Consider the following 21,640-nt stretch of genomic DNA (forward strand, 5'->3'; position numbering starts at 1 on the left):
TTTTGCATGGCCGGGATAAAAAACTTCGGTTTTGGGCCTGCTCTGAAACCCGATTTTCCTGCCGTTTGTAGTTAGAGTTTTTCGCTCGTATTTTCCTTTGGTCGTTCCAAGAGTTTGCGACACTTTCATCAAACGGCAAGTTAACGTGACAACCCCCGTCTGCCCTATGCCCACAACCAGATTCTAAGCTAAGTCGATCCAAGCCGCATTCCTTGAAGAGCTTTGCACGCACGCGGCCACAAATTTAACGCCATTGAGCCCGTCATAGACTGTTGGATAAACAACCGAAGCGTCAGGTGAAATACCATTTCGGAAAGCTTGGATCGCTTCAGCAGCCTCTCCATAGATATTCGCGAACCCCTCAAGATATCCCTCGGGATGTCCCGGAGGAACTCTACTCAACCGGTTGGCTGCATCAGCAGCACTAGCTCCATTTCGTGTGATTAGACGCTTTGGTTCGTTGTATGGCGTGAACCACAGGTAATTGGGATCTTCCTGAGCCCACTCCAACCCACCTTTTTCGCCATAGACGCGCAAACGAAGTGCGTTTTCGTTGCCGGGAGCCACCTGAGAAGACCACAGCATACCGCGCGCTCCGCCTTTGAAGCGAAGCAAGACGTGGGCGTTGTCATCGACTTTGCGCCCCAGCACAAAGGCCTGCAAGTCTGCCGCAAGGCTTTCCGCTTTTAGCCCGGTCACGAAGCAGGCAAGGTTGTATGCATGAGTTCCGATGTCACCGGTTGATCCACCCGCGCCCGAGCGTTCGGGATCGGTTCGCCATTCCGCCTGTTTGAAATCCTGCTGCTCGGTCAGCCAATCCTGTGGGTATTCAACCTGAACCACGCGGATCTTGCCAATGTCGCCGTTGGCAACCATTTCACGCGCCTGCCGAACCATTGGATAGCCTGTGTAATTGTGGGTCAAAATGAATAGGGCATTCGCACTTTCTGTTGCTTTGACCAGCTTTTTCGCATCGGCAAGGGTCGAGGTGAGTGGCTTGTCACAAATTACATGAATACCGCGTTTCAGGAACTCACGTGCGGCTGCATAATGAACGTGATTTGGCGTGACAATTGAGACTGCCTCGATCCCAGATTTCAGTCGGGCTTCCCTAATCGCCATTTGTTTGAAGTCTTCATAGACCCGTTCGAGCCCCAATGCCTGACCACTTTCAAGAGATTTCTCTGGCGTCGAAGACAAAGCACCGGCAACCAGCTCGAACTTGTCGTCCAATCGCGCGGCGATGCGATGAACACCCCCTATGAAGGCGTCGTTTCCGCCGCCAACCATGCCAAGCCGAATGCGTCCTGAGGTTTCTTCACTGCGTCCTGTGACCATCACTCAATCCCCAGCATTTTACGATTGGCGGCTTCGTCAGCGCCACCGTCGGCGAAATCATCAAAGGCTTTCTCGGTCACACGGATGATGTGATCTGACACAAATTGAGCACCTTCACGCGCTCCATCCTCGGGGTGTTTGAGGCAGCATTCCCATTCGACCACAGCCCAGCCATCAAAGTCATTCGCGGCCATTTTTGAGAAAACTGCACCGAAATCCACCTGACCATCGCCCAGTGAGCGGAACCGCCCTGCCCGATTGACCCAGCTTTGATACCCGGAATAAACACCTTGCCGCCCGGTCGGGTTGAACTCGGCATCTTTGACATGGAACATCCGAATTCGATCTTTGTAGATGTCGATGTTGTCCAGATAGTCGAGGCATTGTAGCACGTAGTGCGACGGGTCGTATAGCATGCAGGCCCGTGGGTGATTTCCCGTCCTTTCCAGAAACATCTCGTAGGTCACACCATCGTGGAGGTCCTCTCCGGGGTGAATTTCGTAGCAGACATCGACACCGCATTCATCGGCGTGATTCAGGATGGGCACCCAACGGCGCGCAAGCTCATCAAATGCCGTTTCAATCAAACCGGCAGGGCGCTGCGGCCAAGGATAGACATATGGCCATGCCAACGCGCCTGAGAATGTCGCATGTGCCGAAATGCCTAAATTTTTCGAAGCGGACAGCGCTTTGTTGACCTGGTCTACGGCCCATTCTTGACGGGCTTTAGGGTTTCCTCTGACGCTTTCCGCTGCAAAGCCATCAAACGCACTGTCATAGGCTGGGTGAACGGCAACAAGCTGACCCTGAAGATGCGTTGAAAGCTCGGTGACTTCGACGCCATTTTCTTGGGCCTTGCCTTTGAACTCATCGCAGTATCCGACGCTGGATGCGGCCTGTTCGAGGTCGAACAACCGGCCATCCCAACTGGGAACCTGAACGCCATTGTATCCACAGTCAGCCGCCCATTTTGTGATCGCGCCCCACGAATTGAACGGCGCTTCGTCCCCGGCAAATTGTGCAAGAAACAAAGCTGGACCTTTGATTGTCTTCATTGAATTTCCTCCCCAAAACCTGAGTCTCTATGGCGGTAAATTTTCCTTCAGATAGATGTCGATACGGATACGTTCCTGGGCTTTGTTGAATGGCACTTTGTCTGAAGTTGCACGCAGCAGACGGACGGCTGAACGAACAATGTGCCCAGTGTCTTGCGAGATAAGAGCGTCAAATGTACCGAGCGTAAGCGCCTCACGACTAAGCGGAGTAAGCTCATGAGCTATGATCACCAGATCTTTGCTGAGCTTGTTTTCTGAAAGAAATTGAATCAGTCCTGCATTGCCTGCTGCGGAGGAATAAATTCCAACCAGATCCGGGTAGGTTTCAAAGATCTCGGGCATCATCTTGTAAATCAGATCCGGGTCATCCCGGCCCTCGACAGACGCTACGACTTCGAGGTGTGGAAATTCCTCAGCTACAACTAGATCAAAGCCTTGACGGCGCTCTAGGTGGTCACGTGCCAAACGGGATCCTGTAAGTACCAAAACCTTGCCGTCACGATGCACAAATCGTCCCATCAGCTGAGCTGCGGTTCGCCCTGCCGAAACGTTATCAATTCCTACAAAGTGGTCTCGCTCAGAACTCGGCAAGTCAGACACCAACGCAACCACCGGAACGCCTTTGTCCCTGAGCCTTTTTACGGCGTCGCGGACAGAAGGCGTTTCAGGCCCGAAAACGGCAACGCCATCAACATCCGAACTGGCGACAGCATCCAGAATGTAGACGATTTCTTGCGGCTCGAACGGAGCGACCTTCTTTATCGCAATGCGGGTCCGCTCGATAAATTGGTCACGGGATTGTTCTGCGATCCGACTGCTGATTGCCTCCACAAACTCGTTGTCCGTGTCCGGCAGAACAAAGAGGAAGTTGTAAACTCGGTTTCGCGCTAGGTTGGCCGCGGCCGTATCGCGCACATATCCCAGCTCATCAATCGCCTTTTGGACTTTCTGCACGGTCACTGCCCGCACGCCGGGGCGCCTGTTCAAGACCCGGTCAACAGTCGCCAGACTGACACCCGCAACGCGCGCGATGTCGTTGACGGTTGGCTTTTTCACCAATTCTAGTTTTTGTTTTTGGTTTTCCACGTGTTCTTCAGTCCTCAATCTCCCGCGCCAAGCCTTCAAATAACAAGGCAACGGCCTCAGCCCCCGGATCGTTATGTCCAACTAGATTTTCTTCGGGAACATAAGCTGCACGACCCGCCTTCGCACGACGAATTTTTGCCGTGTTGTCCGCGCCTTCGCGAGCAGCCTTGGCCGCATCGGTTAGGCCAAACGGGAGAGCGGCAAGTGCGGGTGCCAGAGCGTCAATCATCGTTCTGTCGCCGACCTTGGCCCCCCCAACCTGGCTGACCCTATTCAGACCTTCGATCAAGGATTTCGGGACAGACGCGCCGCTCGCACAAGCATCTCCGGCTGCGTTGAAGAAGATTGCGAGTATCACCCCGGAAGAACCACCCATAGTCTGGCTCAATTCATTGCCCAATGCCGGGAACAATTGTGTCAGATCAGCAAGCGGCATGTGGTCAAGGCTACCTTGCAATGCTCTTGCGGCAGTGGCCAATGTGCTTCCTGTATCGCCATCTCCGGATTTCGCGTCCAGCTCGTTCAGGTTCTTCTCTGCGTTAATGAGCAGTTCAGACAACCGGGTGATCGTTTCCCTTGTGGTGGGATTGTTCGAAGGGATTGGATCGATTGGAGTCAGGCCATCAGGCAACGGGGCTACTTTGATCGGGTCAATGGAATTGACGCCGGGCCATGCGGCCAGATCAACGGGTGCTTCAAGAGCTGACAATTCGTCCTGATCCACAGGCAGAATGGAAACCGAAAACCCGTGCATATCCAGCGAAGTCATCATGGGGGCCGGGCCAATGATATGCTGGGCAATACCAGTTTCAGACAACGCATGCGTGAGGACAGCCATTTCTAGCGGAGTTGTAGAGCCGAGGTTGTTGACCAGCGCCACACAATCCCCTGAACTCACCCTTTGCTTTAGTTTCGCCACCACTGTGGACATGGCCGATACAGCATTTGAAAATTCGACTTGTTGTACACCGGGCTCGCCGTGGATGCCCAAGCCGAGTTCCGCTTTGCCAGGGGCAATCCGGTCTTCTTTTGGAGAGCCCGGAACAGTGCAGGTGTCCAAGCTCATTCCGATGCTGACAACCTTTGCTATGGTACTTCTTGCTGCTTTGGTAACGGTGTCCAGATCGGCACCCCCTTCAGCAAGCGCTCCGGCAATTTTGTGCACCAATAACGTACCTGCCACGCCACGTGGTTGCGGAAGGTCGGGCAAGGCGATGTCATCATCAACTACGACCATCTCTACTTTGCGGCCCAATGCACGGGCGCGTTCAGCCGCCAGTCCAAAATTCAATCGATCACCGGTGTAATTTTTGACGATAAGCAGGCACCCGGCCTCACCCGTGACCGCAAGAATGCCCGCCAGAACTGCCTCGACCGAGGGTGAGGCGAAAACTTCGCCGCAGACCGCGGCTGTCAACATACCGGCGCCAACGAAACCTGCATGGGCGGGCTCGTGACCAGACCCTCCGCCAGAAACCAAGGCGACTTTCGACTTGTCCCAATCCGACCGGTAGACAACCTTGATATGCGGGTATCCGTCCAGCCGTGTAAGCTGCCCGCCTGAGGAAGCCAAAAGGCCATCTATCGCCTCGGTTACCAGGGTTTCTTTTGTGTTGAGGAACTGGGCCATGCTTTTGCTCCTTAATTCACGCGCGCGCCAGACGCGTCAAAATACAACGGGTTATGGGGGCGAATTTTTATAATTTTTCCAGAGGGGTAATCCTGATGAACATCAATCAGGGTGACAACCGGGTGGCCATTCAGGTCCAGGTGCAGCCGTGTTTGGTCGCCCAGATGTTCGGCACGTATGACACGCGCTTCACTGCCCTCGCCTTCAATGATGTTTTCCGGGCGAAGACCAATCTGTGGTCCTTTGTGATCGCCTCCGAACAACTCGGACGGCAGGATGTTGATTCGCGGCAGACCCAACCTGCTGGCAACGTAAACACTGCCCGGGTTTTCGTAGATATCCCGGGGTGTCCCGTATTGAACCAACCGGCCGTTCTCTAAAACGCCGATATGCGTAGCCATTGTCATGGCTTCGACCTGATCGTGGGTCACGTAAAGCAAGGTTGATCCCAGATCGGCCTGAATCCTTTTCAGTTCGACCCGCAAATCCGCCCGAAGCTTGGCGTCCAAAGAGCTGAGCGGCTCGTCCATCAGGAAAATCTGGGGATCGCGCACCAGTGCCCGTCCAATTGAAACGCGCTGCATTTCGCCGCCAGACAGTTCAGTGGCTTTGTTGTCCAGCTTGTGCGGGATCTGCAGGATCTCCGAGACTTCGTTGACCTTCCTGGCGATCTCATCCTCTGGCGTCTTCAGGATCGGTGACCTCAGAGGGAAGGACAGGTTCTCACGCACCGTCATATGGGGGTACAGCGAGTATTGCTGGAAGACCATCGCCACATCACGCTGGGCAGGTGTATCCATCCCGACGTCGCGCCCGGCAATGCGAACAGTGCCTGAATCCAGTTTCTCAAGCCCGGATATCAATCTCAGCGTTGTTGTTTTTCCCGCGCCCGTCGGACCCAACAAAACCACAAAGGCACCGTTGGGGATCGTCATTGAGATATCATCCACCGCTTTGATTTCGCCGAATGACTTCGAAATGTTTTCCAGAACGACTTCAGCCATTGCTTAGTACCTCGTCGTTCAGAGCGGACCTCAACGCGCGTCCGGTAGAATTTTCGAAAAGGGTCACTGCGGATGAGCGGAACTTCAAGCCAACCGTCTCGCCGGGGTTAACGGTTTCGCGCGCATCTATGCGGGCTTTCAGCTCTCCGTTCGGGCTTTGCAGCGTCACGATCTGGGTGGTTCCAAGATATTCTGCGGCCAGGACCTTGGCTCGGTAGGCGCTGGCATCCGACAGAAAAACATGCTCAGGGCGAACACCGAAAACCAAGTCACCTTCCGCCCCTTCCAACAGTGTGGGTACGGCTTCGTCGTGACCATTCAGTCGCACCGTTTCCGAGCCAGGCGCGACCTTTCCCTGAAACGGCAGGAAGTTCATCGAAGGAGACCCGATAAAATCTGCAACGAACATCGTAGCTGGTTTGTCGTAGATTTCCTGAGGTGTGCCGAATTGCTCGATCACAGCGTTGTTCATCACCACGATCTTGTCCCCCATTTGCATGGCTTCCAGCTGATCATGTGTGACGTAAACAGTGGTCGCCCCCATGCGATCATGAAGCGCGCGCAGTTCTTCGGCCATGTGCTCACGAAATTCGGCATCCAGGGCACCAAGAGGTTCGTCCATCATGAACGCCTTGGGTTCGCGAACAATCGCGCGTCCAAGCGCCACGCGCTGCCTATCGCCGCCTGACAACCCACCTACCGGGCTATCGAGGATGTCCTTGATCCCCAGAATTCCCGCGACTTCTTCTACTTTGGCTTTGACAGCAGCACGCGGCATGCCCTGCGATATCAGGGGGTAGCTGATATTTTTTCGCACGTTCATGTGCGGATACAGCGCAAACATCTGGAACACGAAGGCAATGTCTCGCTCCGATGGGGGGCGCTGGCTGATCTCCTCGCCGTCCAGGTAGATTTCACCCGACGTCGGAAGTTCCAAGCCTGCGATCATCCGCAGCGTCGTCGTCTTTCCGCAGCCGGATGGCCCTAGCAACATGAAGAACTCACCGTCCTCAATCGTGAACGAGCTTTCGCGGACAGCCGTGAAATCGCCGAACATCTTCTTTACGTTTTTAACTACGATCTGGGCCATTTCTACTCCGGGAAATGGCTGACGATGATGAACATGACGGTTCCGATCAGCGTGACGATGAAAGAATATGTGAAGGCCCAAAGGACAAAGGGCTGCATAAGCATGAAGACACCCAGAGCGATGAGGATGGTCGCGATCATCTCCCATGGGCCCCGGCGAAAACGCATCAATCCGGCAAGAAACTCGCTCATTTGCGCACGGCTCCGAATGTGATCCCACGCAGCAGGTGTTTGCGCATCAGGATGGTGAAAATCATGACAGGGATCAGGAAGATCGTGGCACCTGCCGCCACTGCAGGCCAGTCCAGGCCGCCAATACCGATAATGGTTGGGATGAACGGTGGTGCAGTCTGCGCGTTCGCGGATGTCAGCAGCACGGCAAACGCGTACTCATTCCAGGCGAAGATCAGGCAAAAGATAGCTGTTGAGGCTATGCCGGTCGCGGCTTGCGGCAGCACCACTTTGTAAAACGCCTGAAACCTCGTGTAGCCATCTATGAGCGCGGCTTCTTCGTACTCTCTTGGGATTTCGTCGATGAAGCCTTTTAGCAACCAGACCGCCAAGGAAATATTCACGCCCGTATACAGCAGGATCATCCCCAGATGCGTGTCGCTTAATCCAAGGTTTCTGAACATCAGGAAGATTGGGATGGCGACAGCGACCGGTGGCATCATCCTTGTGCTCAGGATAAAGAACAAAAGGTCGTCCTTGAGCGGGACCTTGAACCTGCTGAACGCATAGGCGGCCAGCGTACCAAGGAAGATACTCAAGAACGTCGAGCCAAATCCGATGATAACCGAATTCATAAAGCGCTCGCCAAACTTTGATGGCCCGACAATCACCATGTCGTATTGGCGGACGATCTCATCGGCCCAGTTCTGCGGCGGGTTCGCTTCCAAAAACTCCTGCGTCTGCCGCGTGCGCGTGGTGAAGAGATTTACATACCCTTCAAGCGTTGGGTCAAAGACCACTTTGGGTGGGTAGCTGATCGCATCGGCTGGAGACTTGAAACCTGTCAGTAAAATCCAAACCAGCGGGATCATTGTGATCAGCGCATAAGTGATGACCAGAAAACCGGCGATCCACTTGGAACGGTTCGAAGGTTCGGTTACGGAAAAACTGCTCATCTCTGTTTCACCTTGTTCAAGGCTTTGACGTAGATCGACGCAAGGCCGAACACGGTGACGAAAAGGATGATCGCATAGGCCGAGGCGTAGCCCGTACGCCACTTCTCAAACGCCTCCCGCTTGAGATTGATTGAGGTGAGTTCCGTTACAGAACCGGGCCCTCCGCCGGTTAGCTGAACCACCAGGTCGAACATCTTGAAGTTCTCGATCCCTCGAAACAGCACGGCAAGCATCAGGAACGGCAGGACCATCGGGATGGTGATCGTAAAGAACTGCCGCAGCTTGCTGGCCCTGTCGATCTCAGCCGCCTCGTAGATGTAATCGGGAATGCTGCGCAGCCCGGCCAGACAGATTAGCATCACGAAGGGGGTCCACATCCAGGTGTCGACAATAACGATCGCCCAAGGGGCCAAAGTAACGGATCCCAGCATTTCAAAGCTCGATGGATCTTTGCCTGTGAACCATGACACGATGTAGTTAAACAGCCCGATTTGAGGTTGATACAGGAACTTCCAGAAGTTCCCGACGACTGCAGGAGACAGCATCATCGGCAGCACGATGATCGTGGTCCAAAGATCGTTGCCCTTGAATTTCTTGTTGATCAACCAGGCCAAAGTAAACCCGATCAAGACCTGGAAAAAGATCGTCCAGAACAGGAAGTGCGCCGTCGCCTGCATATTTAGCCAGGTGTCCGAGTCTGTCAGAATACGCTCGTAATTCCTGAGCCCGACATCTTTGACTTCGCGCCCGATCCGGTTGGCCTTGTAGTTGGTAAAGCTCAGTTGGATGGTCCAGATCAACGGAAAGATGTTGATCGCCAGCAATAGAAAAATCGTCGGGGAGATGAATATCCAGGCGATCGCGCGGTCGGATAACCCTCGGATTTTTCGCGCAACTCGCTCGGGCGTTGCCTGGGCAACGCGATCTACGGTCCGGTCAGACATCTCTTTGCCAGTTCTTGTTGGTTTAGGACTCACGGGTGAAGGTGGAGCGGGATTGCGCCCGCTCCTGCCTGTGTCCGGACTACAGCTTGCCTTCGTCTTCGAAGACTTCAGTCCAATCTTCGATCAAAAGATTAAGAGCTTCTTGAGCTGTACCTTGATCAGCAACGACGTAGTCGTGGATGCGTTTCTGCATGGCCAGCAGGAGTTCTGCATAGGCAGGCTCTTGCCAGAAATCCTGAACCCCAGCCATTGCTTCCAGGAAGTCACCGGCAAACGGTTGGCTGTCCACGAAACCAGGATCTTCCAGCACTGAGTTATGCGCCGAGTAGCCGCCTAGCTCCCACCACTTGGCCTGCACTTCAGGCTGTGCGAACCACTTGATGTACTCAAGTGCAGCGTCCTGTTTGTCAGAGTAGCTGACAACAGAGATACCTTGTCCGCCCAGCGTCGAACCTGCCTGATTTTGCGGTGGGTTCACAAAGAAGTCGATCTTGTCACCGCCGGTATTGGGGTCAGCATAGAGACCTGGGAAGAACGCAAACCAGTTCATGGCCATGGCGACCTGACCGGACTTGAAGGCGTCCAAGCTCTCACCCATGTAAGAGTTGGTATATCCCGGAGGCGTCGCCGTTTCGTAGAATTCCTTATAGAATTCCAGCGCCTCTACCGCTTCGGGTGAGTTTACGGCGCCTTCCATGTCATATGAGCCCGGGGTGTTTTCGTATTTAAAGCCCCAAGGATACAGTGCTCCGGTCACACCCATGGTGATCCCTTCAGAGCCGCGCTCGGTAAAGATAGCTGCGCCGTAGACTGTCTTGCCGTCGATCTCACGACCCTGAAAGAACTGGGCGATCTGTAATAGTTCTTTCTGAGATTCAGGCTCACGTAAATCCTGACCAGTTGCTTCTTTGTATGCGGCTTGGATTTCAGGATTTTCGAACCAGTCCTTGCGATAGAACCAGCCATTCGCATCGCCCATCGCAGGCAGGGCATAGTAATTGGGTGTGCCCTTGGGCCAAGTTGAATAGGCGTAGACAGTGGCCGGCGCGAAATCGTCCATGCTGATGCCTTCAGCATCGAAGAAGTCGTTCAGTTTGACATAGTGGCCATTTTCAGCGCCACCGCCGATCCATTGGCTGTCACCAATAAGCAGATCGCAGAGCTTACCACCGGAATTCAGCTCATTCAGCATCCGGTCCGCAAAATTTGGCCAGGGAACAAATTCGAAGTTCATCGTGTGGCCGGATTCTGCTTCGAATTCTTTTGATAGTTCGACAAGCGCGTTGGCCGGGTCCCATGCAGCCCAACATAGCGTCAAATCTTCAGCATTTGCCTTGGTAGAAAGAGTAGTAGCGGCAAGGACTATTGCGCTGGCCGAGGCCAGTTTTGTGTAAGTCATCCATTCCTCCCTTTTTGCGCCGTCAATCGAGGATGTGCGAATCGCGGCATACTTCCAAGGCTATTTGAGGTACGCACCTCATGTCCAGATTTTTTTGAGGTTCGTACCTCAAACTGTCAGAAGAGGCCGTCAGATATTCTTTTAGCTGTTGATTGGCTTTGTTGCGCAAAGGTTGGGTGAGGGATTCATCTTGTGAATCCAGCGTGGTAGCAGGACTGCATGAGCAGACCTATCCCGCCGAGCTACAAGACCAAGAACTGGCCAGCCTACAATGAAGCCCTCAAGCAACGTGGCTCCCTGGCGATCTGATTTGATCCGGACATGGTTTGGGTACCACCGCCGACCGGTAAGCAAGGCCGGTAGCCGCAGTATAGCGGCGCTGCGATTCAGACATGCCTGACGACGATGAAGGTCCTCTTCGGCATGGCCCTCAGGCAGACCACGGACTTCGTGGAGAGCCTGCTGCGCCTGGTCGGCCTCGACTGGTCGGTGCCGGATTTCAGCACGCTGAGCAGGCGCCAGAAGACCCTGGCGGTTTCCATACCCTATCGCGGCTAGCAAGGTTCCCTGAACCTTCTGATCGACAGCGCCGGCTTCAAGGCGGAGGGCCAAGGCGAATGGCATGCCCGCAAGCATGGCCGCGCGAAACGCCGTCTCTGGCGCAAGATCCACATCGGCGTTGACGAACAGACGCTGGAGATCCGCGCCATCGAAATCACCGGTAACAACATCGGTGATGCGCCCATGCTGCCTGAACTACTCAGCCAGATCCCGGTCGATGTCGAGATCGCCTCGGTCACCGCAGACGGGGCGTATGACACGCGCAAATGCCACGATGCCATCGCAAACCGGGGTGCCCACGCCGTTATCCCGCCGCGCAAGAACGCAAAACCGCGAAAGCCATCGACAGCAGGCGCTATCGCCCGTAACGAGGCGCTGTGCGCCTCGAAATACCTTGGCCGTGCCATCCGGCGAAATTGGAGCGGATACCACCGCCGCAGTCGCGCCGAAACGAAGATGCACTGCGTGAAGCTGTTGGGGCAGAGCCTCATGGCGCGCGACTTCGAGCGTCCAGTCGCCGAACTCCCAATCCGTGCAGCCGTCCTGAACAGCTACACCGCGCTCGGCATACCGGTCACAGAGCCCACAGGATAAGTACGTCCGGGGAAAAGGGAAGTCCGGGCTTCAGGCTCTTCGCGCAACAAAGCCTAGCTGGAGTGCTAAATTGCGCCCCTTAAACCCTGAAGCTTCTCGCCGCTCAATAGGCTGGTTCCTTTATGAATGTCAAACCGTTACGCCTTGCAGAACCTGTTCCCGCGATAGCTCGTCCCGCGTGCCTTGCATCAGGACCGCGCCGCGCCGCAGGACGATGAACTTGTCGGCAAGATCATAGGCGAAATCGAAATACTGCTCGACCAGAATGATGGCCATCTCTCCTTTGGTTCGGAGGTGACGAATTACTTCGCCGATCTGCTGGATGATGTTGGGCTGAATGCCTTCGGTTGGTTCGTCCAGCAGCAAAAGTTGAGGCTTGGCGATCAGCGCCCGGGCGATGGCAAGTTGCTGTTGCTGGCCACCCGACAGATCACCCCCGCGCCGGTTCTGCATTTTCTTCAGCACCGGGAACATATCGAAGATCTCGTCCGGAACGAAATGTTCGCTTGCTGACAGGCAGGCAAAACCGGTTTCCAGATTTTCGCGCACAGTCAGCAACGGGAAAATCTCGCGCCCCTGCGGCACATAGGCCACGCCTTTCCACGCCATGCGATGGGCTGGCAGAGGCGGCAGGGCCTCGTCATTCAGCATCAGATCGCCGCCCGAGCGCGGATGCGTGCCCGAGATCGCCTTGATCAGGCTGGTCTTGCCCACACCATTGGTGCCCATCACGCAAGTCACCTCTCCTCGCGCGGCCTCCAACGAGATACAGTTGAGGATTTGCGAGTGCCCGTAATGCAGGGTCAGATCGGTCAGTTTCAGCATTGTTTAGCGCCCCAGATAAACGTCGATGACATCCTGATTTGATGTGACATGATCCAGCGAACCTTCGGCCAGAACCGAGCCTTCATGCAGAACCGTGACCCGACAATTCAGGCGGCGGACGAACTCCATGTCATGTTCCACAACCACGACGGCGCGGGTCTTGGCGGCCTGTACCAGCAGGTCGGTTGTGTGTTCGCGTTCTTGCGAGGTCATCCCGGCGGCGGGTTCGTCCACTAGCAACAGACGTGGTTCCTGCGCCAGTAGCATCCCGATTTCCAACCATTGCTTTTGTCCGTGGCTTAGTTCGCCGGATTTGCGGAGCAGTTCGCCATACAGGCCAATCTCAGCGGCCAGTTCCTCGACCTTCTCCAGATGATCCGTCGAAGGGCGATAGAACAGCACACCCAGCCAGCCCCGTTTATTCTTCAACGCCATCAGCAGGTTTTCCTGCACGGTCTGGTCCTCGAACACGGTGGGTTTCTGGAACTTACGCCCGATGCCGGCTTGCGCGATCTTGGCCTCGCTCATTCGCAGCAGGGAAACGGATTTCTCACCCCAGGTTACCCGGCCCTCGTCAGGCCGGGTCTTGCCGGTGACAATATCCATGAAGGTCGTTTTACCTGCCCCGTTCGGCCCGATAACCGCGCGAAGCTCGGCCTTGCCAATCTGGAAGGACAGGTTGTTGATGGCGCGGAACCCGTCGAAGGTGACTGAAACGCCGCTGACCTCCAGCAGAGTGCTCATTCCAAGGCCTCCATTTCGCGCAATGCGCTTTCATCGGGTCCAAGCGGGGCACCGTAGCGTTGCGGCGCGCGGTGGTTGGTCCAGAGGTCGAATAGCCCTCCAATACCCTTTGGTGCGAACAGGGTTACCAGCACGAATGAGACGCCCAGCAGCACCTGCCACCAGTCGACCCATTTGATCGTGTAGAACCCAAGTGGGATGTCCGGCGCTTGTCCACCTGTGAACCATGTGCTGAGCAGGCTGACAAACGCCGCGCCGATGACCGCTCCATACAGGCGACCACGCCCGCCGATGGCGACCCAGACGGCAAGATATATCGAGGCAATGGGGGCCATCTCCTCGGGGTTGATGATCCCCGCCTGCGGATAATACAGCGCGCCCGCGATGGCGGCGATGCAGGCGGTCAATGTGAAGACAGCCAGCTTGTAATTCTCGACCGAATAGCCAAGGAACCGCACTCGCGCCTCATTATCGCGGATGCCGCGGATAACCGAGCCGAACTTGCCCGCCACGATCCATGCCGCCAGCATGTAGCCCAGCCCCAGGGCCAGCGCTGAGGCCCAGAGGAACCAGATTGACACCAAGTCCTGCGAGGCCGTGACGCCCGGCAGGTTCTGCAGGCCCGACAGGCCGTTGTTGCCACGCATACCGCTGTCGTTCTGGAACAGGTACAGCGCCAGTGCCAATGTCATGGCTTGGGTCAGGATCGACAGGTAGACACCCGTGACCCGGCTGCGGAACGCCAGCCAACCAAAGATCAGTGCCAGAAGGCCCGGCACCAGCACGACCAGCGCCAGTTGCAGGAACAGGCTGTCCGAAAAGGCCCAGATCAGCGGGAATTCGGACGATCCGACGACGCCGAAGATTTGCGTGCCGATGGCATCCACGACCTCGGCCGATGTTGGCGGAATGTCGGCTTGGGAGAGCGACTCCACCACGATCAGGCGGGTACGTTCATACATCAGCCACATGCCGATCATGTAGCCGCCCAGCCCGAAGAACGCGAAATGGCCGAGGGACAGGATGCCCGTAAATCCCCAGACCAAATCCATGGCCACAGCGATCAGGCAAAGGCACAGGGTCTTGCCCAGCGTTTTGACAAAGCTGGTCGAGATCACGCCAATCCCGAACCCTTCGGACAGGACGGTGACGCCCAACGTGAACAGGGAGAGGATGGCCAGAAAGACCAGTACCGATGCGTTTTTGGCGACAAAGCTGCGTTCCATGGCTCAATCCCCCGCCGCACGACCTTTGAGGGCAATGATGCCCCTTGGCCGGAACTGGATGAAAATGATGATGAAGATGATCATGTATGTTTGCGCGGCGAGGGTGTTCGAGGGGTTCATCCACTCGATCCCCTTTTGCAGGAAGCCGATCATGCCCGCACCTGCCAGCGCGCCCCAGATGTTTCCGACGCCGCCAACAACCACGGTCATGAAGCTTTGCACGATATAGTCGCTGCCCAGATCGGACGTGACCTTTGCGAACAGACCAATCGCAACCCCGGCAATCCCGGCGATGCCCGAGCCCAAGCCGAAGGTCAGCATATTCACCCGCCCCGGATTGATACCCATCGACCCGGCCATGCGTGGGTTCTGTGTCACCGCGCGCATCTCAAGCCCAAGCCGCGTGCGCTTCATAATGTAGAGGAACAGTCCCAAAAAGATCGTCGCCAGCACAAAGATCGCGATGCGGATATAACTGATCGAAACCACATCGTTCAGCACCCACGCCCCATCCAGCCAGCCGGGCGCGGTCAGCGGGCGGGCCTGCGTGCCAAAAATGTTCTTGGCCAGCTGTTGCAGTGCGATTGAGATGCCAAAGGTCGCCAGCAGCGTCTCAAGCGGACGGGCATAGAGCCAGCGGATAACTAGCCGCTCCATCGCGACGCCCATCGCGAAGGTGACGGCAAAGGCCATCGGGATGGCGACGATTATCGACAGCGTGTGGTCGGGGATGAACTGCTGCACCACGTATCCGGTATAGGCGCCCATCATGATGAACTCACCATGAGCCATGTTGATCACACCCATCACGCCGAAGGTGATCGCCAGACCGATGGCTGCCAAGAAATAGATCGACGCCAATGAGATCGCGTCCAGTGTCAGGTCGAGCGTCTGGTTCAGGCCGACCTTCAGCTCGATCTGTTCAAGTGCCTGCACTGCAGCTGCGGTCACTTCGGGCGAGGGTTCCGTGTAGGTATCAATGAACACATGTTCAGCCAGCGCCGTGTTTATGTCGGCCTCGGTTACCAAGGCGGGAACGACCCTTGCCTCTGCCAAGGCTACATATGCCCGAGCGCGCGTTTCATCTGTATTCAGTTGCGCAAGCGGAATGTCACCAACGCGACCCCCGTCAATATTGGCCGCAAGAGCTGTCCGGATATCATCCCGTGACAAGCGTAGGGGCGCCAGATTGCCAGTGACCAGCAAGTCATAGGCCTCATCGCGCGTCAAATCACTCGAACCCGGTTCTAAAACGGCGGCGATATTCACATTAGACGGAAGTTCCGGTGCTGCTTGTCGCGTCGTCGCGATCAGTGGATTTAATGCGCCACGGACGTCCACGCCCAGATCGTCGGACATCTGCTCAATCGCAGCCACGCGCGCCGCGGTATCTTCGTCATATCCAATCGTCAGCAACCGTTCGAGCCGTTGTTTGTGAGCTTTCAGATCAGCATCAGCTTCATCGGCAATCGACGCGCGTAGGGGCTCCAGCAAAGCACGTTCGGGGTCACGTTGGATGGATTGCAAAGCGGCCAGCCGCCGAGCGCGGTCCGGATCTGTTAGCTGGTACTGCACCAGAGCCGTGCCAATCATCGCGCGGATGCCGCTATTGGGCTTCAACTGCTTCAGGTTGGATTTCTCGAAAATACCAACGACCTCGCCAGTATCGAAATCGGTAAGCTCATACGACCGGCCTTCGACCTTTTTGCCTGCAAAGAACAGGCCGTCCGACTTGCGCATCCACACGTCCTTGGCGGCCCATGTCTCAAGCATCACCTGCGCTTGCGGCAACCCGCTGCTGGCAATCGCATCAATCACGGGCCCGATTGTCTTGCGTGAGCTTTTGGCGATGATCTCCTGATGCTCTTGCAGGATCGGTTGCAGACCGGCCTCTTGCGCGTTGGCGGTCAGGTGGGCGCATAGAATTGCGAGGCCCGCAAGGAAAAGTCGTAACATGTGGTGAAACCCGAGTGTCTTTGGGGGCAAGGCGGGCATCACACCCACCTTGCGTGTCGGTTAGTAGTTCGACAGGGTCTGAACGCAGGTCTCGGTCTCGGTGTTGTACATACCGCAGCCCAGCTCTTTCCAATCCGATACCAGCACCGCCGATTCCGGTAGGAAGTCGGTCCAGGCGTCGCCCGGCACAACGTCGGTTTCGCTGATGATGTCGAACTGGCCGTCTTCCTGAATCTCACCGATCAGAACCGGCTTGGCCAAATGGTGGTTCGGCAGCATGACAGCGGTTCCACCGGTCAGGTTCGGGAATTCCTGCCCGTACATCGCGGCGCGCACGGCATCTACGTCGGTCGAACCGGCCTCGGTCGCGGCGTTAACCCACATGTTGAAACCGATGTAATGTGCCTCCATCGGGTCGTTGGTCACCCGGTCTTCGCCCATGGTAGCTTTCCATGTTTCAACAAATTCAGTGTTGGCGTCGGTATCCGCCGACTGAAAGTAATTCCAAGCAGCCAGATGGCCCACAAGGTTGGTTGTATCCAGGCCCGACAGTTCTTCCTCTCCGACCGAGAACGCAACGACCGGAATGTCATCCGCCGAGACGCCAGCCGCAGCCAGTTCCTTGTAGAAGCCGATGTTGGCGTCGCCATTGATGGTTGAGATCACTCCGACCTTCTTACCATCCGCACCCAGCGCAACCACATCCGCCACGATCTTGGACCAGTCGGAATGGCCAAAGGGCGTGTAGTTGACGAAGATATCACCGTCCGCGATGCCCTTTTGCTTCAGATAGCTTTCGAGGATATTGTTGGTGGTGCGGGGATAGACATAGTCTGTGCCAAGCAGCGCGAATTTCTCAACGCCAAGCTCGTCGAGGAAATAGTCGGTCGCCGGGATCGCTTGTTGGTTCGGCGCGGCACCGGTATAGAAGACGTTTTTCGAGCTTTCTTCACCCTCATACTGCACCGGATAAAACAGAAGGCCGTTCAGTTCCTCAATCACCGGCAGCACCGATTTGCGGCTGACGGACGTCCAATTGCCAAAGATCACATCCACCTCATGCACGGTCAGTAGCTCACGCGCTTTTTCCGCAAACAGCGGCCAGTCGGATGCAGGATCAACCACAACTGCCTCAAGCTGCTTGCCCAGCAGGCCGCCTTTGGCGTTCTGCTGGTCGATCAGCATCAACATCGTGTCTTTCAGCGTGGTTTCCGAAATCGCCATAGTGCCTGACAACGAGTGCAGTACGCCGACTTTGATCGTGTCTTCAGCAGACAGAGCGGCCGTTGCCATGGCGGCAAAGACAACCGATCCGAAGAGCGTGGATTTGAGAGATGTCATGTAATTCTCCTGGCGGGGCGGGCACAGAAGCCTTGCGTTGACACGCTGTCTTCTACTACCTGATCCCCGCAACTGTATGTTGCGTTACGTGTGGCGGTTGTGTCCGAGGTCCAATTCGCGCAGCCGTCACACACCCCCGGCGGTCGTTAGCCCGGCAGGCCCCACATCGATTCTGCATTGCAGCGAAATAGGCAAATCTGGCCCCATAGCATTCTGGCAAAGTGGACTGATATGCCCGATTTTTGATCTACATGCTGCATGCGTGATTAAAAATTGCACTTATGGTACGGGACTTGGTCGAAAATCTGCACCTGTCGATAGAGTTTCGACATCCCAAAGGTGAAAAAGCGCCAAACGTTCATGACGCGAAAGCCGCTGCCATCACTCAATTCACGCCCATATCGTCGGCGTCACATGCGAGACCGCCACGCGCTGAAGGCCGGGTTACGCTGTCGGCCAAACTGTTCCACGGGCGCAGTGTGATTGATCGCTTGCGGCCGGCGGGTTCGTTCAAATGTCTCTTCCCACGCGGACACGGCAGCCAATTGGACGCCGTGCTTTTGAACACGGCTGGTGGTGTTACTGGCGGTGATGATTTCCGGTTTTCAGGCCGCGCAGGCCGGGGCACCGAACTGACAGTGACCACGCAGGCTTGTGAGCGGGCATACAAAGCACAACCCGGTCAGGCCGCACGCATCGTCAACACTTTAACCGCCGGTCCGCAGGCAAGGCTGAACTGGCTTCCGCAAGAGACGATCCTGTACAGTGGCAGCGCATTAAACCGGCGCTTGCGTATTGATTTGGCCGAGGATGCCTCGGCCCTTATGGTTGAACCTTTGATCTTTGGTCGTACCGCGATGGGTGAAACTCTGACGGATATCCGCCTCAGCGATCGGATCGAGATTCGGCGCAACGAAAGGATGGTGTTTCTGGACGCCACCCGGTTCACCGGCGACCTTAGCGCGCATCTGGCCCGTCAGCACATTGCAGATGGCGCGGGCGCGATGGCCTTAGTCGCATTTGCCTCGCCCAGGGCCGAAGGGCATCTGAAGGCAATCCGCCAGATGCTGCCCGATACCGCCGGGGCCAGCCTGTTTCAACCTGACCTGCTGGTCGTCCGACTGCTGGCCAAGAACGGGTATGCCCTGCGCCGAAGTCTGATGCCCGTGCTTCGGCGACTGAACAACGACTCGCTTCCAAGATGCTGGACAATCTGACATGAACCTGACTCCCCGTGAAAAAGACAAACTGCTGGTCGCCATGGCCGCTGAAGTTGCCCGTAAACGACTGGCCCGTGGTGTCAAACTGAACCATCCCGAGGCGATTGCCCTTATCACCAGCGCCGTGGTTGAAGGCGCACGCGACGGGCGGTCGGTCGCCGATATGATGCAAGCCGGGGCCGAGGTGATCACCCGCGCGCAATGCATGGAAGGCGTCCCCGAGATGATTCACGAGGTTCAAGTTGAGGCCACCTTTCCCGACGGCACCAAGCTGGTGACCGTTCACAACCCTATTCGCTAAAAAAAGGAACACTGATATGACCCGCATGCTTTTCCCTGTTCTGATCCTAGCTGGCCCCGCCGCCGCGCATAACGGCACGCATATCCACGCGCATGGCACGGACTATGCCGCTCTGGCCGTGGGCCTCGCGATTGTCGCGTTGGCTGCTGTTGCCTTGATGGTGAAGCTAAACAAATGATCCCCGGCGAGCATTTCCCCGCTGAAGGCGAAATCACGTTCAACCTGGGCGCCGAGCCGTTGACGCTGATGGTCGCCAATACTGGCGACCGCCCGATTCAGGTCGGCTCGCACTATCATTTTGCCGAGACCAACCCGGCGCTGGAATTCGACCGCGCTGCCGCCCATGGCCTGCGTCTGGACATCGCCCCCGGCACCGCCGTGCGGTTCGAACCGGGACAGGAACGCGAGGTTTCGCTGATCCCGATCGGCGGCGCACGCAAGGTCTATGGGTTCAATCAAAAGGTCATGGGGGCGTTGTGATGCCAGCAAAAATCAAACGCTCCGACTATGCCGCCATGTTCGGCCCCACCACCGGCGATAAAATGCGGCTGGCCGATACCGACCTGATCATCGAGGTCGAACGCGATCTGACCATCTATGGCGAAGAGGTCAAGTTCGGCGGCGGGAAAGTGATCCGCGACGGGATGGGGCAGTCTCAGGTCACACGGGACAAGGGGGCGGTGGATACAGTCATCACCAATGCGCTGATCGTGGATCATTCGGGTGTCTACAAGGCGGATGTCGGTCTGAAAGACGGGCGTATCGCCAGGATCGGCAAGGCGGGGAACCCCGACACGCAGCCAGGTGTCGACATTATCATCGGCCCCGGCACCGAAGCCATCGCGGGCGAGGGGCGCATCCTGACCGCAGGCGGGTTCGACAGCCATATCCACTTCATTTGCCCTCAGCAGATCGAAGACGCGCTGCATTCCGGCCTGACCACCATGTTAGGCGGCGGCACGGGTCCGGCCCATGGCACGCTGGCCACCACCTGCACCCCCGGCCCCTGGCATATCGGACGGATGTTGCAGGCGGCGGATGCCTTCCCGATGAACCTCGCCTTTGCGGGCAAGGGCAACGCCTCATTGCCAGCTGCGCTCGAGGAACAGGTCAATGCCGGGGCCTGCGCTCTGAAACTGCATGAGGATTGGGGCACGACCCCTGCCGCCATCGACTGCTGCCTGTCGGTGGCCGATTCGATGGATGTACAGGTGATGATCCACACCGATACTCTGAACGAATCCGGTTTCGTCGAAAACACTGTCGCCGCCATGAAAGGACGCACCATCCACGCCTTCCACACCGAAGGCGCAGGTGGCGGCCATGCCCCTGACATCATCAAGATTTGTGGCGAGAATCACGTTCTTCCCTCCTCGACCAACCCGACGCGACCTTTCACTGTAAACACGGTCGAGGAACATCTGGATATGCTGATGGTCTGCCATCACCTCGACAAGTCCATCCCCGAGGACGTAGCCTTTGCCGAAAGCCGCATCCGGTGCGAGACCATCGCGGCCGAGGATATCCTGCACGACATGGGTGCGTTCTCGATCATCGCGTCTGACAGCCAGGCCATGGGCCGGGTCGGAGAGGTGCTGATCCGCACATGGCAAACCGCCGACAAGATGAAGAAACAGCGAGGGCGTCTGACCGAGGAAACCGGTGAAAACGACAACCTGCGGGTCCGCCGTTACATCGCCAAGTACACCATCAACCCGGCGATTGCCCACGGTCTGAGCCATGAAATCGGCAGCATCGAGGTAGGCAAGCGCGCCGATCTTGTCCTGTGGAACCCGGCCTTTTTCGGCGTGAAACCCGAGATGGTTCTGCTGGGCGGTACAATTGCCTGCGCGCAGATGGGCGACCCAAATGCCTCGATCCCGACACCGCAACCTGTTTACAGCCGTCCGATGTTCGGGGCTTATGGGCGGTCGGTGGAGCACTCGGCGATTACCTTTGTCTCGGCAGCAGCGCAGGCGGACGGGATCGGTGAAACTCTAGGCCTGGCCAAGAAAACAGTCGCCGTGCGGAACACACGCGAGATTGGCAAACGCAATTTGCCGCTAAACGATGCGACGCCCCATGTCGAAGTAGACCCGGAAACCTACGAGGTCCGCGCCGATGGTGAATTGCTGACCTGCCAACCTGCCGAGGTGCTGCCGATGGCGCAGCGATACTTTATGTTCTGAGATACAAGGAG

At 56.6% G+C, this 21,640-nt stretch carries 20 protein-coding genes and 1 pseudogene; 6 read left to right on the forward strand and 15 right to left on the reverse strand.

The features are described from left to right. Positions 1–183: 183 nt before the first annotated feature. The 10 genes from ACR0DY_RS07050 to ACR0DY_RS07095 form a co-directional block, all read right to left on the reverse strand. The gene (locus tag ACR0DY_RS07050) at positions 184–1,338 is read right to left on the reverse strand and encodes a Gfo/Idh/MocA family protein (protein ID WP_209504393.1); all 1,155 of its coding nucleotides are present in this window, start codon (positions 1,336–1,338) and stop codon (positions 184–186) included. Further along, positions 1,338–2,393 (reverse strand): sugar phosphate isomerase/epimerase family protein, encoded by a 1,056-nt coding sequence (locus ACR0DY_RS07055; RefSeq protein ID WP_480481740.1) that lies wholly within the window; start codon positions 2,391–2,393, stop codon positions 1,338–1,340. The genes ACR0DY_RS07050 and ACR0DY_RS07055 overlap by 1 nt, the downstream gene beginning before the upstream one ends. 27 nt (positions 2,394–2,420) lie before the next feature. Then, positions 2,421–3,479 carry a LacI family DNA-binding transcriptional regulator gene (locus ACR0DY_RS07060; protein WP_480486158.1) on the reverse strand — a complete coding sequence of 353 codons (1,059 nt, stop codon included), beginning with the start codon at positions 3,477–3,479 and terminating at the stop codon, positions 2,421–2,423. Between the two features lie 7 nt (positions 3,480–3,486). Continuing rightward, a complete protein-coding gene (locus ACR0DY_RS07065) occupies positions 3,487–5,109 on the reverse strand; it encodes a dihydroxyacetone kinase subunit DhaK (protein WP_480486159.1) in 1,623 nt (540 codons plus the stop codon). A gap of 11 nt (positions 5,110–5,120) precedes the next feature. After that, complete coding sequence (locus tag ACR0DY_RS07070) at positions 5,121–6,113, reverse strand: ABC transporter ATP-binding protein (RefSeq protein WP_480545709.1); 993 nt, start codon at positions 6,111–6,113, stop codon at positions 5,121–5,123. Further along, positions 6,106–7,203, reverse strand: coding sequence for an ABC transporter ATP-binding protein (locus ACR0DY_RS07075; RefSeq protein WP_209597607.1), 1,098 nt, complete (start codon positions 7,201–7,203; stop codon positions 6,106–6,108). Before ACR0DY_RS07075 ends, ACR0DY_RS07070 begins: the two co-directional genes overlap by 8 nt. 2 nt (positions 7,204–7,205) lie before the next feature. Further along, on the reverse strand, positions 7,206–7,394 hold the full coding sequence (locus ACR0DY_RS07080) for a hypothetical protein (protein ID WP_480545710.1): 189 nt from the start codon (positions 7,392–7,394) through the stop codon (positions 7,206–7,208). Next, positions 7,391–8,329 carry a carbohydrate ABC transporter permease gene (locus ACR0DY_RS07085; protein WP_010442361.1) on the reverse strand — a complete coding sequence of 313 codons (939 nt, stop codon included), beginning with the start codon at positions 8,327–8,329 and terminating at the stop codon, positions 7,391–7,393. The genes ACR0DY_RS07080 and ACR0DY_RS07085 overlap by 4 nt, the downstream gene beginning before the upstream one ends. Further along, positions 8,326–9,273, reverse strand: coding sequence for a carbohydrate ABC transporter permease (locus ACR0DY_RS07090; protein ID WP_170332156.1), 948 nt, complete (start codon positions 9,271–9,273; stop codon positions 8,326–8,328). Before ACR0DY_RS07090 ends, ACR0DY_RS07085 begins: the two co-directional genes overlap by 4 nt. 79 nt (positions 9,274–9,352) lie before the next feature. Further along, entirely contained in the window at positions 9,353–10,672 is a 1,320-nt protein-coding gene (locus tag ACR0DY_RS07095) for an ABC transporter substrate-binding protein (RefSeq protein ID WP_209504400.1), read from the reverse strand. A 219-nt stretch (positions 10,673–10,891) separates the two neighbouring features. Here ACR0DY_RS07095 and ACR0DY_RS07100 point away from each other — a divergent pair. Next, positions 10,892–11,827, forward strand: a pseudogene (locus tag ACR0DY_RS07100) (IS5 family transposase). Between the two features lie 129 nt (positions 11,828–11,956). On the opposite strand, the gene urtE reads toward ACR0DY_RS07100, so the two are convergent. Genes urtE through urtA form a run of 5 tightly spaced genes read right to left on the reverse strand, consistent with a single transcriptional unit; the run spans position 11,957 to position 17,919 of the window. Then, the gene (gene urtE / locus ACR0DY_RS07105; RefSeq protein ID WP_209504401.1) at positions 11,957–12,652 is read right to left on the reverse strand and encodes an urea ABC transporter ATP-binding subunit UrtE; all 696 of its coding nucleotides are present in this window, start codon (positions 12,650–12,652) and stop codon (positions 11,957–11,959) included. A 3-nt stretch (positions 12,653–12,655) separates the two neighbouring features. Further along, positions 12,656–13,396, reverse strand: a complete 741-nt coding sequence (urtD, locus tag ACR0DY_RS07110; RefSeq protein ID WP_209504402.1) for an urea ABC transporter ATP-binding protein UrtD — start codon at positions 13,394–13,396, stop codon at positions 12,656–12,658. Then, entirely contained in the window at positions 13,393–14,622 is a 1,230-nt protein-coding gene (urtC, locus tag ACR0DY_RS07115) for an urea ABC transporter permease subunit UrtC (RefSeq protein ID WP_480898008.1), read from the reverse strand. Before urtC ends, urtD begins: the two co-directional genes overlap by 4 nt. Before the next feature lie 3 nt (positions 14,623–14,625). Continuing rightward, the gene (urtB, locus tag ACR0DY_RS07120) at positions 14,626–16,578 is read right to left on the reverse strand and encodes an urea ABC transporter permease subunit UrtB (protein ID WP_480898010.1); all 1,953 of its coding nucleotides are present in this window, start codon (positions 16,576–16,578) and stop codon (positions 14,626–14,628) included. A gap of 60 nt (positions 16,579–16,638) precedes the next feature. Then, positions 16,639–17,919, reverse strand: a complete 1,281-nt coding sequence (urtA, locus tag ACR0DY_RS07125) for an urea ABC transporter substrate-binding protein (RefSeq protein WP_209504405.1) — start codon at positions 17,917–17,919, stop codon at positions 16,639–16,641. A 281-nt stretch (positions 17,920–18,200) separates the two neighbouring features. On the opposite strand from urtA, the gene ACR0DY_RS07130 reads away from it, so the two are divergent. The 5 genes from ACR0DY_RS07130 to ureC are packed head-to-tail and all read left to right on the forward strand — an operon-like array spanning position 18,201 to position 21,629. Beyond that, positions 18,201–19,136 carry an urease accessory protein UreD gene (locus ACR0DY_RS07130; RefSeq protein WP_480481749.1) on the forward strand — a complete coding sequence of 312 codons (936 nt, stop codon included), beginning with the start codon at positions 18,201–18,203 and terminating at the stop codon, positions 19,134–19,136. A gap of 1 nt (position 19,137) precedes the next feature. Then, a complete protein-coding gene (locus ACR0DY_RS07135) occupies positions 19,138–19,440 on the forward strand; it encodes an urease subunit gamma (protein ID WP_209504406.1) in 303 nt (100 codons plus the stop codon). Positions 19,441–19,456: 16 nt separating this feature from the next. Beyond that, positions 19,457–19,618 (forward strand): peptidase M23, encoded by a 162-nt coding sequence (locus ACR0DY_RS07140; RefSeq protein WP_209504407.1) that lies wholly within the window; start codon positions 19,457–19,459, stop codon positions 19,616–19,618. Continuing rightward, positions 19,615–19,920 carry an urease subunit beta gene (locus ACR0DY_RS07145; RefSeq protein ID WP_209597619.1) on the forward strand — a complete coding sequence of 102 codons (306 nt, stop codon included), beginning with the start codon at positions 19,615–19,617 and terminating at the stop codon, positions 19,918–19,920. The genes ACR0DY_RS07140 and ACR0DY_RS07145 overlap by 4 nt, the downstream gene beginning before the upstream one ends. Further along, positions 19,920–21,629 carry an urease subunit alpha gene (ureC, locus tag ACR0DY_RS07150; RefSeq protein WP_209504409.1) on the forward strand — a complete coding sequence of 570 codons (1,710 nt, stop codon included), beginning with the start codon at positions 19,920–19,922 and terminating at the stop codon, positions 21,627–21,629. Before ACR0DY_RS07145 ends, ureC begins: the two co-directional genes overlap by 1 nt. The last annotated feature ends 11 nt before the right edge of the window (positions 21,630–21,640 follow it).

The organism is Ruegeria sp. O6 (assembly GCF_056535045.1).